This is a genomic window from Agromyces allii (genome assembly GCF_009749385.1).
Lineage (GTDB): Bacteria > Actinomycetota > Actinomycetes > Actinomycetales > Microbacteriaceae > Agromyces > Agromyces allii.
Map to the genome: position 1 here is coordinate 208,294 of NZ_WBIN01000008.1, position 14,737 is coordinate 223,030.

Here is a 14,737-nt window from a genome sequence, read left to right on the forward strand (position 1 = left end):
GAGGCGCGCTCAGGCGTGCACGCCTCCGCGCTGGAGTGCGAGGTACTGGTGCACGAACGCGATCGCCATGCCGCCCTCGCCGACGCCCGCCGCGACGCGCTTGACCGACCCAGAGCGAACGTCGCCCACTGCGAACACGCCGGGCGTGCTCGACTCCAGCGCGAACGGGCGGCGCTCCTCGTGCCACGAACCGCCCGCTGCGGCATCCGCACCCGTCAGGATGTAGCCGCGGGCGTCGCGCTCGATCTCCGGCGGCAACCAGCCGGTCACCGCATCGGCGCCGATCATGACGAAGACGACCGTGAACGGGCGCTCGGTCGTCACGGCCTGCTCGCCGGATGCCCCGGTCACGTCTGCACCGCCGCGCTCCCCCGCGGATCGCGCGCGCACGTCGACCGAGGTCAACGCCTCGGCGCCGTGCAGCCCGACGACCTCGCTGCGCGTCTCGACCTCGATGCCGCCGTGCGACTCGATCTGGTCGATCAGGTAGCGCGACATGCTCGCCTCGAGCGACTCGCCGCGCACGAGCATCGTCACCGAACGCGCGTGCCGCGAGAAGAACAGGGCCGCCTGGCCCGCCGAGTTGCCCGCGCCGATGATGCACACGTCGGCGCCCTTGGCCACGGCCGCGTCGCTGCGCGCGGCGCCGTAGTAGACGCCGTTGCCGAGGAACCGCTCGACGTCCGCCACCGGCAGGTCGCGCCACTCGACGCCGGTCGCGACGATCACGACCGCGGCACGCAACGTGTCGCCGCCGTCGAGCACGATCAGGTGGCCGGTGCCCTGGTCGGCGCCGGCCGCGCTCTCCGCGCCCTCGGCGTCGCCCGCGCCCGCCGGGCGGATCGCCTCGACCGTGCGCGTCACCACGATCTCGGCGCCGAGGCGCTTCGCCTGCTTCAGCGCCCGGCTCGCGAGGTCGTCGCCCGAGATGCCGAACGGGAACCCCGTGTAGTTCTCGATGCGCGTCGAGGTGCCCGCCTGCCCGCCGGGCGCGAGCGACTCGATGATGACCGTGCGCAGGCCCTCGGCCGCCCCGTTCACCGCCGCGGTGAGCCCCGCGGGGCCCGCCCCGAGGATCACCACGTCGTACTCGTCGGCGGACGGCTCGACGTCGAGCCCCACCGCCACCGCGATCTCGCGCATGCTCGGGTCGACCAGTCTCGCCCCGCCGGCCGTCTCGAGCACCGGGAACGCGGATGCCGCGGCATCCGCCCCGCCCTGATCGTGCGCGGCCCGATCACCGGCCGCACCGGCCGCACCGGCCGCACCGGCCGCACCGCCGGTCGCCTCGGTCGTGACCCGGTCGAACGCGACCTGGTTGCGCGTGAGGAAGCGCGCGATGCGGTGCGTCCTCGCCTCGTTGCGCGGTCCGATGAGGCGGATGTCGGTCTCGGGCACCTCTGCGGCGATCACCTGCAGCGAGTCGAGGTAGCGGCGGGCGAGCGCGGCGACCCGCGCCGGAACCGACGGGGCCATCGCCGCGAGCGTGTAGAAGGCGGTCACGTCGAGCTTGATGATGCGCGACGCCTGCCCGGTCGAGCCGCCCGGCCCGCCCTGGGCCGCCCGCCCGCTCGCCGGGAACGGCGTGCTCAGGGTCATCGGCACCTCGCCGAAGAACTGCCCGGGCTTGCGCGTGCCGATGACGCGCTCGTCGCCGTTCACGACCTTCGTGATCTCGGCACCGCCCTCGACCACGATGAACAGGGCGCGCTCGTCGCCCTCGTGCGCGAAGTACTCCCCCGGCACGAGCTGGATGTCCTCGACCGCACCCGCCAGGTAGGCGAGCGTGGCGTCGGGCAGCGGCGCGAAGATCGGGATCGCGCGCAGCGCCTCCGCCGAGATCATCGGCGGGCCTCCGGAATCGTCGCCTCGAACACCCTCGCCGCCTCGCCCGTCTCTCGCACCCTGCGACCGTATCCGCGGGCGCGAGGCACCGTCAATGACCGTTGGCACCCCCAGATCACGGGCGAGCGGATGCCGCGGGCGGGCCGCAGCGCGTCGGCCGACGCCGGTCAGCGACGCGTGCGCCGCTCGCGCTCCCCCGTCGCGACGACGGCGAACACGAGACATCCGACGCCCGGAACGACGAGCGGCGGCAGCTGCCACGTGACGACCGCGGCCAGCCCGAGTGCGACGACGAGGTAGAGGGCGCCGACCGGGTCGCCGGCGAACCGCGCGGGCACCGATCGGAGCGCCGGGCGCCAGCCGCGCTCGGGCGTCCAGGCCGACGCGGCGAGCAGCAGCGCGACCGCCAGGGCGACCAGTCCGAGCGCGCCCACCGCACCGACGACCGGGCCGCCGGGCAGTGCTCCGGATGCCGCGAGGCGCACATCGAGCCACAGCACCGCCGCGAGCACGACCGCAGCAGCCCCGACGGCCACGCCGCCGGGGAGGCCACGGCGCACGTCGCCGAGGAAGAGCCTCACGCCCGACGCCTCGGCCGCGAGGAACCGGTGCAGGTGGCGGATGCCGGCGGCGAGCGCCGCCGGGAGCGTGACGATCGGCAGCGAGCACGCGACCACGAGGATGCCGACCCACAGCACCTCGCCGAAGAGCGCGAACCTGTTCGCCGCGCCCGGCCAGCGCAGGGTGCTGCCGTCGACCTCGGGGCGACGCGCCCGCTTCGGTCGACGACCGGCCCCCTGCACGGCGCTCACCCCTTCAGCCCCTGCGTGGCCACGCCCTCGACGAGGAAGCGCTGGAAGATGATGAAGAACGCCAGCACCGGCAGCAGCGCGAGCACCGAGACCGCGATCGTCGCACCGAGGTCGGAGGTCGACGTCTGGTCGTTGAAGATGCGCAGGGCGAGCGGCACGGGCTGCTTGTCGGGCGAGTTCAGGTAGAGCAGCGGCCCGAGGAAGTCGTTCCAGCTCCAGATGAACGCGAAGATCGACGACGTGATGAGCGCGGGCTTGATGAGCGGCAGCGTGATCGAGAAGAAGATCCGCGGATGCCCCGCTCCGTCGATGCGCGCCGCCTCGTCCAGCTCACGGGGCAGGTTGCGGATGAACTGCACCATGAGGAACACGAAGAACGCCTCGGTGGCGAGGAACTTGCCGAGGAGCAGGGGGACGAAGGTGTCGACGAGACCCAGGTTCCGGAACAGCATGTACTGGGGAATGATCAGCACGTGGAACGGCAGCAGCAGCGTGCCGATCATGATCGTGAAGAACACCGGGCGACCCCGGAAGTCGAGCCGGGCGAAGGCGTAGGCCGCCATCGACGACGACAGCACGATGCCGATGACCGAGCCGACCGCGAGGATCAGCGAGTTCGCGAAGAACTGCCAGAGCGGCACGCCCGCGACGCCGCCGAGCACCGTGATGTAGTTGTCGATCGTCGGGTTCTCGGGCAGGAGTCCCATGTTCGAGCCGAACTCGGAGTGCGGCTTGAACGAGGCGGCGAACATCCAGATGAGCGGGTAGAGCACGACCGCGGTCAGGGCGAGGATGCCCACGAGCCAGGCGATCTTGCCGACGCGCCGTCGGGTACGGGCGCTCTTCGGGCGGGCTTGACGCAGCTCGCGCTCGTCGACCGCGAGCATCGCTCGGGTGGCGGTCATCGGGAGTCACCTCCGTAGTGCACCCAGCGGTTCGAGGTGCGGAACATGATGAAGGCGATCACGCCGACGGCGAGCAGCAGCACCCAGGCCATGGCCGAGGCGTAGCCGAGCTGTCCGTCGCGGAAGGCCCGCGTGTACAGGTAGACCGTGTAGTAGTTCGTGGCGCCGGCGGGGCCGCCCGTGCCCGAGCCGATGATGTACGCCGACGCGAAGATCTGGAAGGCGTGGATCATCTCGAGCAGCAGGTTGAAGAAGATGACCGACGAGAGCATCGGCAGCGTGACACTGCGGAACTTGCGCCACGGCCCTGCGCCGTCGACCGAGGCCGCCTCGTAGAGCTCGTTCGGCACGCCCTTGAGGCCCGCGAGGAAGATCACCATGGGGGCGCCGAACTGCCAGACGGCCAGCAGGATCATCATCGGCAGCACGAGCGCCGGGATGCCGACCCAGCCGCCGATGTCGATGCCGAAGATGTTCAGCGTGTTGTCGACGGGGCCGTCGGTCGAGAACATGGCCCGCCAGACGATCGCGATCGAGACGCTCGCGCCGATGAGCGAGGGGGCGTAGAACGCCGAGCGGAAGAATCCGGTGCCGCGGTTGCGGGCGTTCAGCAGCATCGCGACGCCGAGCGCGGCGGCGAGCTTGATGGGGGTGCCCACGAGCACGTAGAGCAGGGTGATCTGCACCGAGCCCCAGAACTTCTGGTCGTTCATCATGCGCTCGAAGTTGCCGAGGCCGATCCACTCGGGCGAGCTGAAGATGTTGTACGACGTGAACGAGAGGTACAGCGAGAACAGCATCGGACCGGCCGTGAGGCCGATGAAGCCGATGAGCCACGGCGAGAGGAAGACGTAGCCCGCGAGGGTGTCGCGGCGCGGCTTGCGGGGCCGGGGCGTGCCGGCCTTCGCATCCGTGCCGGCGGTGCCGCTGCCCGTGCCGCCCGAGGCGCCCGCCGGGCGGCCCGAGGCCGCCCGGGGGGCGCCGGAATCGGCGACCCGTGGTGCAGTCGGCGCTGTGGCAGTCGACACTGCCGCCGATTCCGTTGACATGGGAGGAACTCCTTCGTCCGTCAGACTTCGAGGGTCCGTCAGCCCGCGAGGATCACGTCGGCCTCGTCGAAGAACTGGGTGACCGCGTCGTCGACGCTGATCGCCCCCAGCCCGAGCGACTTGCCGAGGTCCCAGAAGGTCTGCTCGATCGAACCGTAACCCACGACGGGAACGGGCGGGGCATCGCCGATACGGTCGGCCACCGAGTCGAGGTAGTCGGCGACCTGCTTGTCGGCGCCCTCGAGCACGGCGCCCTCGAGCTTCGACGAGGAGGCCGGGAACCCGAGCGTGGTGCCGAAGATCTCACCGGCTTCGGGCGAGTTGACGACGTAGTCGAGGAAGATGGCCGCGGCCTCGGGGTGCTTGCTCGTCTTGGAGATCGCCATCTGCAGGCCGGCCTGGCGGTAGAGGTCCTTGGCCGAGTCGTCGGTGGTCGGCGGGGCGACCATCGAGAGGGTCGCGTCGCCCGTCTCGGCGAGATACCCGCCGAGGAAGTTCGACCACGTCATCTCGCTCGCGGTCAGCTTCGCACCGAGGCCCGAGGTGGGGGTGATCTCCTCGAGCTTGGACTGCGGAACGCCGACGCCGTCGCGGACCGCGGCGCCCGACTCCCAGAAGTCGCGCAGCTGGTCCTCGTCGAATCCGAGCTCGCCGTCTTCGGTGAAGAGGTTGCCGCCCTCCTGGCGGAGGAGCAGCTCGAAGTTCTGGATGCGCTGGGTGACGTCGGTACCGCCGTAGACCGTGCCGCCCGAGGCATCCGTGACGCTCTTCATCCAGTCGTCGTACTCCTCGGGCGAGGTGCCGCCCTCGTACGGTGCGACGCCGACCTCGCCGAGGAGGTCGTCGTTCTGGAAGACCGACCAGGCGCTGTAGCCGGTCGGCAGCGAGAACTGGGTGCCGTCGAGCTGGCCCGTGCCGAGCAGCGCGTCCTCGAAGGTCGAGGTGTCGACGTAGTCGCTCACCTGGGCGAGGTCGAGCAGCATGCCGGGCTGGCCGTACTGGCGCAGGTAGGTGTCGGAGAACTGCCACACGTCGGGGAGCCCGCCGCCGGCGGCCTCGGTCTGGCGCTTCTCCCAGTAGCTCGGGAAGTCGGTGAAGCTGCCCTCGATCGTGATGTTCGGGTACTCCTCGTTGAACTTCTCGATGAGCTGGCCGTAGCGGTCGGCGCGGTCGTCGTTGCCCCACCAGGTGAAGGTCAGCGTGACCTTCTCGTCGGGGTCGTAGCTGCCGCCGCCCGAATCGCCGCTCGTGCCGGAGCAGCCGGTGAGCGCGAGGGCGCTGACGGCGGCGATCGCCGCTGCGGCGAGCCCGAACCGCTTGATACGTGAGTGGAACATCGTTGTCCTCCTGGAGACGTCGCTGTGATCCATGCCGGGGGTGCGCCTTCGGAAAGCGCATTCCCGAATATAGTTTGAATCGAATCAAGCGTCAACCGCGAGATTCCGGATGTCTCGGATCGCGCCGCTCCGATCGGCGCACATCCGCGGAGATCCGGGGCTGATCGGTCTCCGATTCGACCGGCCCACCTTCGAGGGTACCTGCTTGTGACCGGTCACAGGCCGTCGCTCGACGTCGTGTGGGTCACGATGCGGGGGCGCGAGCCGGGCGCGCAGGAGACGTCGGAGCGGCCGCCGCTCGACGCGATCGGAGAAGAGGCGTCCGGTCCGACGCGATCGAGAACGAAGCGTCCGGTCCGTTGCGATCGAGGACGGGGCGTCCGGTCCCTGCACGATCGGAGACGAGAAATTCAGGAGATCTCGCCCTCGAGGCCTCCCACCGGCCGTCCGACCCGGGATCTCCTGAATTTCTGCCCAACGGGCGCGCTCGAGCTGACCCCGTCTCGAGCTCGCCCCGTCCGGGTCCGAGCTCACCCCGCCTGGACCCGAGCGCAGCCGTCCGGGCCCGACCGTGACGCCGCCGCGGGCGGGCGCTACTCCGCGGCGAGCGGCAGCGGCTCCACGTCGCGATCGCAGAGGAGTTCGTCGTCGACGACCGTGAGCCGTGCGACGTGCACAGCGGTGCGGCGGGCGGCGACACGCGCCGCGCCGTCGGCGGCACCGCCGGCGGCACCGTCGGCCGCGGCATCCGCCCCCGCGTCGGCGAGTTCGAACCCGTCCCAGCCGGGGTGCGTGAAGTAGAAGAGCACGGCGTGGTCGCCCTGCACGACGGCGTCGGCGTGCCGCCCGACCTGCCGGTCGTCGGGATGCGCGCCGGGCCGGTCGAGCACGAGTCCGCGTCGCTCCCACTCGACGCCGTCGCGCGACCGGTGCACGCGCTGTCCGCGCCACTCGTCGGTGAGCATCCACTGCCACCCGCCGAGCTCGAAGACGTTCGGACCCTCGTGCGGCGGTCCGCCGATCGCGATGCCCTCGCGGGTCCAGGTCACGAGGTCGTCGCTCACGGCGGCGAACGTGGACGATCCGGCCGCCTCGTCCTTGCCCCACAGGCGCCAGCGCCCGTCGGGGGTCCGCGCGACCGCGGCGTCGATGACGAAGTCGGATCCGACGTCGACCCGGCCCTCGTGCCGCCAGTTCCAGAGGTCGTCGCTCGTGAAGTGCTCGATGCGTCGCGGATGCCCGCCCCACTCGGCGGGCACGCCCGCGATCCAGCTGAGCCACAGGTGGTAGCCGTCGTCGTGGCGGATCACCTCGGGCGCCCAGTGCGTGTGCTGCCCCGGGCCGGCATCCGCGGGGTCGAGCCCGGGCAGCGTGCCGCGGTACTCCCACTGCACGCCGTCGGGCGAGACGGCGACCGCGATCGCGCTGCCGTGCACCCAGGCCACGCCCGGCCCCTCGTCGTCGGGCCTGCGCTGCGTGGTGAGCATCCACCACTCGCCGCGCTCGACGTTGCGGATCACCACGGGGTCGGCCGCGCCATCCGTCACCGGATCGCGGTACACGGGTGCGCTCATGCGCCCGGGCCCGCGCCCGGGTCCAGGCGAGGGCGGGGGTCGCCATTGTCGCCGAGGCCGTCGGTTCCGGATGCCGCGGCCGCGAGCTCCTCGACGTCGGGCCGCCCGTCGAACACGGCGACGCGCCAGCGCCACTCGGCGGTGCCGCCCGCGGGCAGCCGCCAGACCTCGTCGAAGAAGGGCGCCGCGCAGAGCATCACGGTGTCGCCCGTGCGCACGAACCACGGCGTCGGCGCGACGGGATTCTCGGCCGACGCGGCGAGCAGCACGGTGCGGTCGTGGCCGCGCAGGGCGGCCCACGTGCCGCGGCGCCCCATGGCCGCCTCGGGCGTGACGACCTCGCCGTCGAGCAGCACCTCGGCCTCGCCGAGCTCGGGCGCGGCGCGCAGGAAGAGTCCGCCGTAGCCGGCGCCCGGGCGCCCGGCGGTGGTCGGGCTGCCGAAGCCGAGTTCGTCGCCGGCGGTGTTGCGCCAGTCGCTGCGCCAGTCGAGCACCCAGCCCGCTGGGCCGCCGTCATCGGACCGACCGACCGGCCCGCCGTCCGCCCGTCCCCGGATCAGCGAGAACGACAGGTCGCGACGCTCGGCCAGCACGGCACGCCCGCCGGGCGTCTGCCATTCGAGCTCCGCGCGGTACCTCGCATCCGTCTCGTCGATGCGGGCCTCGCGGAGCACCTGACGACCGTCGTTGTCGAACTGCCGGTACTCGCCGTGCTCGAAGGTCGGGCCGCCCCAGAAGTTCACGCCGTGCGGCTCGCCCGCCAGGGCGACGTTCGCGATCGCGAGCGAGAGCCCCCAGTGCCAGTCGTGGTCGGCCGGACGGAACGCGCTGACCTCCCGCCCACCGGGCGTCCGGATCGGGTGCAGGTACGGCCGCGGCGACTCGATCGCGGGTGCCCCGTCGCCGCGCTCGATGCGCGCGAGCTCGGCGCCCCCGGCTTCGAGCAGGAAGGCGGATGCCGCGCGCCGCAGTCGCACGTCGGCAGGTGCCTCGCGGCTCATCGCACCTCCACCGGGGCGTGCAGCGGCCCGCGCAGGGCGGGATCTGCGAGCTCGGATCGTCGCAGCGGACGCCCGGTCGCCGCCGCCACGTGCATCGCGGTCACGATCTCGAACGCACGCGCCGGGTCGGCGAGCACGGGCGGCACCGGGTCGCCGGCCGCGATGGCGCGGTAGACCTCGCCGAGCAGGGCGTCGTGGCCCGACGCCTCCTCCTCGGCCGGGAACGCCCAGGTCGCGGCGAGCGCCGGGTCGACACCGGCCGCGGGCGTGATGCGCCAGTTCGCGTTGGCGTGGCCGTAGAGGTGCTCGAGCTCGAGGGTCGCGAGCTCGGTGTCGATGCGCAGCCGGCTCGTCTCGCGCGCGGCGAGCGTCGTGGTGACGGCGTTCGCGACGACGCCGGACTCGAACACGATCGTGCCGCGCGAGACGTCCTCCATCTCGAGGTCGTTGGCGATGCGCCAGAAGCGGCCGTCGGCCTCGGACCATTCGCCGAGCAGGTGCGCGAGCAGGTCGAGCTGGTGCACCGCGAGCCCGAACGTCGGCCCGCCGCCCTCGGCGGCCCACGTGCCGCGCCACGGCACGGCGTAGTAGTCGGCGCCCCGTCGCCAGAGCGTCTCGCAGAGCGCGACGAGCGGGCGGCCGAGCGCTCCGTCGTCGAGCAGGCGCTTGACGTGGCGCACGGCGCTGCCCGAGCGCTGCTGGAAGACGACGGCCAGCCGGCGGCCCGCGACCCGGGCGTCGGCCTGCATGCGGTCGAACTCGACGAGGGAGAGGGCCGGGGGCTTCTCGACGATGACGTCGGCGCCGGCCGCGAAGGCGGCGGCGGCCTGGCCGGCGTGTCCGGCGGGCGGCGTGCAGAGGTGCACGACGTCGGGCCGGGCGCCCTCGAGCAGCGCGGCGAGATCGGGATGCACCGAGGGGCCGCCGTGCCGGGCGGCGAACTCGGCCGCGCGCTCGAGCGAGGCATCCGCGACGCCGACGAGTTCGACGCCGTCGAGGCCCGCGACGGCCTCGGCGTGCAGCCGGGCGACGCCGCCGGTGCCGAGGATCGCGGCCCGCACGGGGTGGGCGGGCGTCAGGTCTTCAGGCATCCGATCTCCCTCGTTCGTGCCGGTCAGCCTAGCAGGGAAAACGCTTACCAAGGGCGGGTCGCCCACTCCGGCGCCCCTCGGCCATGCAAGGATGTCTCGCACGGTCGGCGAGGATCCGCGCTTCGCCGCGACATCCGCACGTCGAAGACCGGGCACCTCGAGGCACGTCAGCGCATCTCGGGCACCGAAGACCACCGCCGGATCCCGGCGAAGAGGAGGAACGATGGAACGCGACCCCGTTCGCGCAGCCGTCACGCTGCACGACGTCGCACGTGAAGCCGGCGTCTCGCTCGCGACCGCCTCCCGCGCCCTCAACGGCAGCACGCGCAAGGTCAACGACGCGTACCGCGAGCGCGTGCTCGCCGCCGCGGCCCGCCTCAACTACTCCCCCAACCTCTCGGCCCAGGCGATCGCACGCGGCACCACCACGACCGTGGCACTGCTCGTCGCCGACATCGCCGACCCCTACTTCTCGCAGATCGCCGCGGGCGTCGTGCGCGAGGCCGACAGCCAGGGCCTCATCGTCACGATGGCCGCCACCGAGCGCGACGCAGAACGCGAGCTCGAACTCGTTCGCGCCCTCCGCGGGCAGCGCCCGCGCGTCATGATCCTCGCCGCCTCCCGGCGCGACGACGACCCCAGCGCCGAGGCGCTCGCGGCCGAGCTCGCGGCCTACGAATCCACCGGCGGACGCGTCGCGTTCATCAGCGAGAGCGGCGCAGCGTTCCGCGAGGTCCGCCTGGAGAACCGCGCCGGCGGCGAGGCGCTCGCCCGCGCACTCGTGGCACTCGGCTATCGGAGCTTCGCGGCGATCGGCGGCGCCGAGGGCATCCGCACGGCCGACGACCGCCTGGCCGGCTTCCGCGCAGGCCTCGAGTCGGAGGGCGCGACCCTCGACCGCGTCGTGCGACCGGACTTCACGCGCGACGGCGGCTACGCCGGCATGCAGCAGCTCATCGCCGACGGGCTCGAGGGCATCGAGGCCGTGTTCGCGGTGAACGACGTGATGGCCGTCGGCGCCATGTCGGCCCTGCGCGACGGCGGCCTCGTGCCCGGCGTCGACGTCGCGGTCGCCGGCTTCGACGACATCCCGACCGTGCGCGACGTCACGCCCGCGCTGACGACCGTGCGGCTTCCGCTCGAAGAGATCGGGCGCCGCGCCCTGCAGCTCGCGCTCGGCGAGGCCGGCGACGACGGGACGCCGCTCGCGACCGAGGTCGTGGTGCGGGCGTCCACCCCGGCGCGCGGCTGACCTTCGGGCGCACCCAAGCTCGGACGCATCCAGGCCCGGGCACATCGAGGCTCGGGCGCATCCAGGCGCGGGCGATCCCGCAGCCGGGCGATCCCGCAGCTCGGTGTCTCCCGCAAGCGGACCCTTCCCGGTCGATCCACCCGGACGCCGACGCATCGGACGAGCCCGCGCACTGACGGACGGATGCCCCGGCAGCGGCCCGTCGGCACTGCACGCGTTGCTCCGACATCCGTCGCCTCCGACCCCGCGCCGTTCTGAACGTTGCAACTTTCGGTTGCGCGAACCGCAGCGCCCGTGTCAGACTCGGGTAAACGCTTTCCCGAGTGGCGGCATCGCAGCCGCACTCCCGGACGAACAGGAACACACCGTGGCAGAGCAGACCGCCCCGCAGACCTCGCAGCCGCAGCCGATCGGCATCATCATGAACGGCGTCTCCGGCCGCATGGGCTACCGCCAGCACCTCGTGCGCTCGATCCTCGCGATCCGCGAGCAGGGCGGCGTGCTCCTCGCCGACGGCGAGACGCGCGTGCAGGTCGAGCCGATCCTCGTCGGTCGCAGCGAGAAGAAGCTCGCCGACCTCGCAGCCAAGCACGGCATCGAGCACTACACGACGAACCTCGACGAGGCGCTCGCCGACGACCGCTGGCAGATCTACGCCGACTTCCTGGTGACGAAGGCGCGGGCCGTCGCGATCAGGAAGGCGATCGCCGCGGGCAAGGCGATCTACACCGAGAAGCCCACCGCCGAGTCCTTCGAGGAGGCCCTCGACCTCGCCCGCCTGGCCGACGAGGCCGGCATCAAGAACGGCGTCGTGCACGACAAGCTGTACCTCCCGGGCCTGCAGAAGCTCAAGCGCCTCATCGACTCGGGCTTCTTCGGCCGCATCCTCAGCGTGCGCGGCGAGTTCGGCTACTGGGTGTTCGAGGGCGACTGGCAGCCCGCCCAGCGCCCCAGCTGGAACTACCGCGCCGAAGACGGCGGCGGCATCATCGTCGACATGTTCCCCCACTGGAACTACGTGCTCGAGAACCTCTTCGGCCGCGTCGAGTCGGTCTACGCGAAGGCCGTCACCGAGATCCCGGCGCGCGTCGACGAGCACGGCGAGACCTACCCGGCCACGGCCGACGACGCCGCCTACGCGATCTTCGAGCTCGAGGGCGGCGTGATCGCGCAGCTCAACTCCAGCTGGACCACGCGCGTGAACCGCGACGAGCTCGTCGAGTTCCAGGTCGACGGCACGCACGGCTCGGCCGTCGTCGGCCTGTTCGGCTGCAAGATCCAGCCGCGCAACGCGACGCCCAAGCCCGTCTGGAACCCCGACCTCGCCGACGCGCACGACTACGCCGGCGACTGGATCGAGAGCCCCGGCAACCGCGAGTTCGAGAACGGCTTCAAGACGCAGTGGGAGGAGTTCATCCGCCACGTCGTCGAGGATGCGCCGAACGAGTTCGACTTCCTCGCCGGCGCCCGCGGCGTGCTCCTCGCCGAACAGGGCCTCGCCTCGAGCCGCGAGGGCCGCCGCATCGAGATCCCCTTCGTGACGCTCGAGACCGGCACGGCATCGGCCACGAGCGCCGGCACTGCGGATGCCGCGGCCGACGCCCCCGCATCCGACGCCGCCCTGCACGACGCCGCGTCCGAGCTCGCGGCGGCCCGCTGACCATGACCACGCTCAGCCTGCTCGACCCCGACGGCGGACGGCGCGCCGCCGACCTCGTCGAGGCGCCCTCGTTCGCCCGCCCGCGGCATCCGCTCACGAGCCGGGTCGCCTACGCGGCCGCGCACGTGGTGCCGAAGGCGCACGCCGACAACACGCCGGGGCAGCCGGCCGAGATCGACTGGGACGCCACGCTCGCGTTCCGCCACCACGTGTGGTCGTGGGGGCTCGGCGTGGCCGACGCCATGGACACGGCCCAGCGCAACATGGGGCTCGACGCCGCGGCCACGCGCGAGTTGATCTCGCGCAGTGCGGTCGCGGCGGCATCCGTCGGCGGAAAGCTCGTCGTCGGCGTGAACACCGACCACGTCGACGACGAGCACCTGACGCTCGACGAGGTCGTCGATGCCTACAAGGCGCAGCTGCACCTCACCGAGGACGCGGGCGCGGGCGTCGTGCTCATGGCCAGCCGTCACCTGGCGCGCGCCGCGCAGACCGCCGACGACTACCGCCGCGTGTACCGCGAGGTGCTCGCCGCCGCGAGCGGGCCGGTCGTGCTGCACTGGCTCGGCACCGCGTTCGATCCGGCACTGGCCGGGTACTTCGGCTCCGACGACACGGATGCCGCGGCCGAGACGCTGCTCCAGGTCATCGAGTACAACCGCGACAAGGTGCAGGGCGTGAAGATGAGCCTGCTCGACGCCGACGCCGAGATCGCCGTGCGGCGGCGCCTGCCCGAGTCGGCGCGCATGTTCACGGGCGACGACTTCCACTACGTGGGCCTCATCGAGGGCGACGACCAGGGGCACTCCGACGCGCTGCTCGGCGCGTTCTCATGCCTGGCGCCGAACGCGTCGGCCGCGATCCAGGCGCTCGACCGCGGCGACGTCGACGCCTACCGCGCGATCCTCGCCCCGACCGAGCCGCTCTCGCAGCAGGTCTTCGCCGCGCCCACGTACTACTACAAGACGGGCGTCGCGTTCCTGTCGTGGCTGAACGGGCACCAGTCCGCGTTCCAGATGGTGGGCGGCCTGCACGCCGCGCGCGGCCTGCCGCACCTCTCGCGCATCGTCGAGCTCGCGAACGGATCGGGCGCCCTCGAGCGGCCCGAGCTCGCGGCGGCGCGCTGGCACTCGCTGCTCACGCTGAACGGCGTCGACGTGTCGTCGGCCGCGGTTCCGAGCTCGACCCCTGCCCCCGTGCCACCCGCCACTGAGGCGACGACGGATGCCGCAGGCAGCCCGGTCGCCGACGGCTCCGACTCGGCGGGTGCCGTCGACGCGGCATCCGTCGACGAGGAGGTGCTCGCGTGAGCGCCCACCCCCGCTTGTCGATGAACCAGGCCACGATCAAGTACGCGCCGCTCGACGACGCCCTGCGGGTCACGGCCGAGGGCGGCTACGAGTCGATCGGGCTCTGGCGCGAGCCCGTGCAGGCCGTCGGGCTCGACGAGGCCGCGCGCCGCTTCGCGAACTCGGGCCTGCGCCTGTCGACGTACTGCCGCGGCGGCTTCTTCACGATGCCGGAGGGCCCCGCCCGACGGGCGTCCATCGACGACAACCGCCGGGGCATCGACGAGGCCGCGACGCTCGCCGCGGCCGGCGCACCCGGCAGCACCCCCGTGTTCGTGCTCGTGGCCGGCGGACTCCCGGAGGGATCCACCGATCTCGTCGGCGCCCGCTCGCTCGTGGCCGACGCCCTCGCCGAGCTCGCCCCGCACGCGGCATCCGCCGGCGTCACGCTCGCGATCGAACCGCTGCACCCGATGTACGCGTCGGACCGCGCGGTCGTCTCGACGCTCGGGCAGGCGCTCGACCTCGCCGAGCCGTTCGAGCCGTCGGTGGTCGGCGTCACGATCGACACGTTCCACGTGTGGTGGGACCCGGATGTCCTGCCGCAGATCGCCCGCGCCGGGGCATCCGGCCGCATCGCGACCTACCAGGTGTGCGACTGGAACACGCCGATCGCCGCGGACGCCCTGCTCTCGCGGCACGAGCCCGGCGACGGGGTGATCGACTTCGCGAGCCTCACGTCCGCCGTCGAGGCCACCGGCTACGACCGCGACATCGAGGTCGAGATCTTCAACCAGGAGATCTGGGATGCCGCGTGGCCCGACGTCGTCGACCGCACCGCACGCGCCTTCGGGGCCGTCGTCGCGCCCCACCTGCGCGCCTCGGTCACCGCGTAGCCGCGCCCGCCGCGCCCTCGCGCGCT

General features: G+C 72.5%; 12 protein-coding genes. 4 read left to right on the top strand and 8 right to left on the bottom strand.

Features of this window, described 5'->3' with window-relative positions:
• Positions 1-9 precede the first annotated feature (9 nt).
• From GQR16_RS11970 to GQR16_RS12005, 8 genes are all read right to left on the bottom strand, one after another.
• On the bottom strand, positions 10-1,845 hold the full coding sequence (locus GQR16_RS11970; protein ID WP_157415373.1) for an FAD-dependent oxidoreductase: 1,836 nt from the start codon (positions 1,843-1,845) through the stop codon (positions 10-12).
• A 167-nt stretch (positions 1,846-2,012) separates the two neighbouring features.
• Positions 2,013-2,657: a hypothetical protein gene (locus GQR16_RS11975; protein ID WP_246200769.1), complete on the bottom strand. Its 645-nt coding sequence runs from the start codon at positions 2,655-2,657 to the stop codon at positions 2,013-2,015.
• Positions 2,654-3,562: a carbohydrate ABC transporter permease gene (locus GQR16_RS11980; protein WP_157415374.1), complete on the bottom strand. Its 909-nt coding sequence runs from the start codon at positions 3,560-3,562 to the stop codon at positions 2,654-2,656. The genes GQR16_RS11975 and GQR16_RS11980 overlap by 4 nt, the downstream gene beginning before the upstream one ends.
• Positions 3,559-4,611 carry a carbohydrate ABC transporter permease gene (locus GQR16_RS11985; protein ID WP_157415375.1) on the bottom strand — a complete coding sequence of 351 codons (1,053 nt, stop codon included), beginning with the start codon at positions 4,609-4,611 and terminating at the stop codon, positions 3,559-3,561. The genes GQR16_RS11980 and GQR16_RS11985 overlap by 4 nt, the downstream gene beginning before the upstream one ends.
• A gap of 38 nt (positions 4,612-4,649) precedes the next feature.
• Positions 4,650-5,948 (bottom strand): ABC transporter substrate-binding protein, encoded by a 1,299-nt coding sequence (locus tag GQR16_RS11990; RefSeq protein WP_157415376.1) that lies wholly within the window; start codon positions 5,946-5,948, stop codon positions 4,650-4,652.
• Between the two features lie 593 nt (positions 5,949-6,541).
• The gene (locus GQR16_RS11995; protein WP_157415377.1) at positions 6,542-7,522 is read right to left on the bottom strand and encodes a family 43 glycosylhydrolase; all 981 of its coding nucleotides are present in this window, start codon (positions 7,520-7,522) and stop codon (positions 6,542-6,544) included.
• Positions 7,519-8,523: a DUF6807 domain-containing protein gene (locus tag GQR16_RS12000; RefSeq protein ID WP_157415378.1), complete on the bottom strand. Its 1,005-nt coding sequence runs from the start codon at positions 8,521-8,523 to the stop codon at positions 7,519-7,521. Before GQR16_RS12000 ends, GQR16_RS11995 begins: the two co-directional genes overlap by 4 nt.
• Positions 8,520-9,614: a Gfo/Idh/MocA family protein gene (locus GQR16_RS12005; RefSeq protein ID WP_157415379.1), complete on the bottom strand. Its 1,095-nt coding sequence runs from the start codon at positions 9,612-9,614 to the stop codon at positions 8,520-8,522. The genes GQR16_RS12000 and GQR16_RS12005 overlap by 4 nt, the downstream gene beginning before the upstream one ends.
• 223 nt (positions 9,615-9,837) lie before the next feature.
• On the opposite strand from GQR16_RS12005, the gene GQR16_RS12010 reads away from it, so the two are divergent.
• From GQR16_RS12010 to GQR16_RS12025, 4 genes are all read left to right on the top strand, one after another.
• Positions 9,838-10,866 (top strand): LacI family DNA-binding transcriptional regulator, encoded by a 1,029-nt coding sequence (locus GQR16_RS12010; protein ID WP_157415380.1) that lies wholly within the window; start codon positions 9,838-9,840, stop codon positions 10,864-10,866.
• 421 nt (positions 10,867-11,287) lie between these two features.
• Entirely contained in the window at positions 11,288-12,526 is a 1,239-nt protein-coding gene (locus tag GQR16_RS12015) for a Gfo/Idh/MocA family protein (RefSeq protein ID WP_157415457.1), read from the top strand.
• Positions 12,527-12,528: 2 nt separating this feature from the next.
• Positions 12,529-13,836, top strand: a complete 1,308-nt coding sequence (locus GQR16_RS12020) for a dihydrodipicolinate synthase family protein (protein ID WP_157415381.1) — start codon at positions 12,529-12,531, stop codon at positions 13,834-13,836.
• On the top strand, positions 13,833-14,711 hold the full coding sequence (locus GQR16_RS12025; protein ID WP_246200771.1) for a sugar phosphate isomerase/epimerase family protein: 879 nt from the start codon (positions 13,833-13,835) through the stop codon (positions 14,709-14,711). The genes GQR16_RS12020 and GQR16_RS12025 overlap by 4 nt, the downstream gene beginning before the upstream one ends.
• The last annotated feature ends 26 nt before the right edge of the window (positions 14,712-14,737 follow it).

Excerpts from the sequence above, each read along its gene's own strand:
- GQR16_RS11995 (WP_157415377.1), bottom strand. The coding sequence starts at position 7,522 with ATGAGCGCACCCGTGTACCGCGATCCGGTGACGGATGGCGCGGCCGAC.
- GQR16_RS12015 (WP_157415457.1), top strand. The coding sequence starts at position 11,288 with ATGAACGGCGTCTCCGGCCGCATGGGCTACCGCCAGCACCTCGTGCGC.
- GQR16_RS11980 (WP_157415374.1), bottom strand. The coding sequence starts at position 3,562 with ATGACCGCCACCCGAGCGATGCTCGCGGTCGACGAGCGCGAGCTGCGT.
- GQR16_RS12020 (WP_157415381.1), top strand. The coding sequence starts at position 12,529 with ATGACCACGCTCAGCCTGCTCGACCCCGACGGCGGACGGCGCGCCGCC.
- GQR16_RS12000 (WP_157415378.1), bottom strand. The coding sequence starts at position 8,523 with ATGAGCCGCGAGGCACCTGCCGACGTGCGACTGCGGCGCGCGGCATCC.
- GQR16_RS12005 (WP_157415379.1), bottom strand. The coding sequence starts at position 9,614 with ATGCCTGAAGACCTGACGCCCGCCCACCCCGTGCGGGCCGCGATCCTC.
- GQR16_RS11970 (WP_157415373.1), bottom strand. The coding sequence starts at position 1,845 with ATGATCTCGGCGGAGGCGCTGCGCGCGATCCCGATCTTCGCGCCGCTG.
- GQR16_RS11990 (WP_157415376.1), bottom strand. The coding sequence starts at position 5,948 with ATGTTCCACTCACGTATCAAGCGGTTCGGGCTCGCCGCAGCGGCGATC.
- GQR16_RS11985 (WP_157415375.1), bottom strand. The coding sequence starts at position 4,611 with ATGTCAACGGAATCGGCGGCAGTGTCGACTGCCACAGCGCCGACTGCA.
- GQR16_RS12010 (WP_157415380.1), top strand. The coding sequence starts at position 9,838 with ATGGAACGCGACCCCGTTCGCGCAGCCGTCACGCTGCACGACGTCGCA.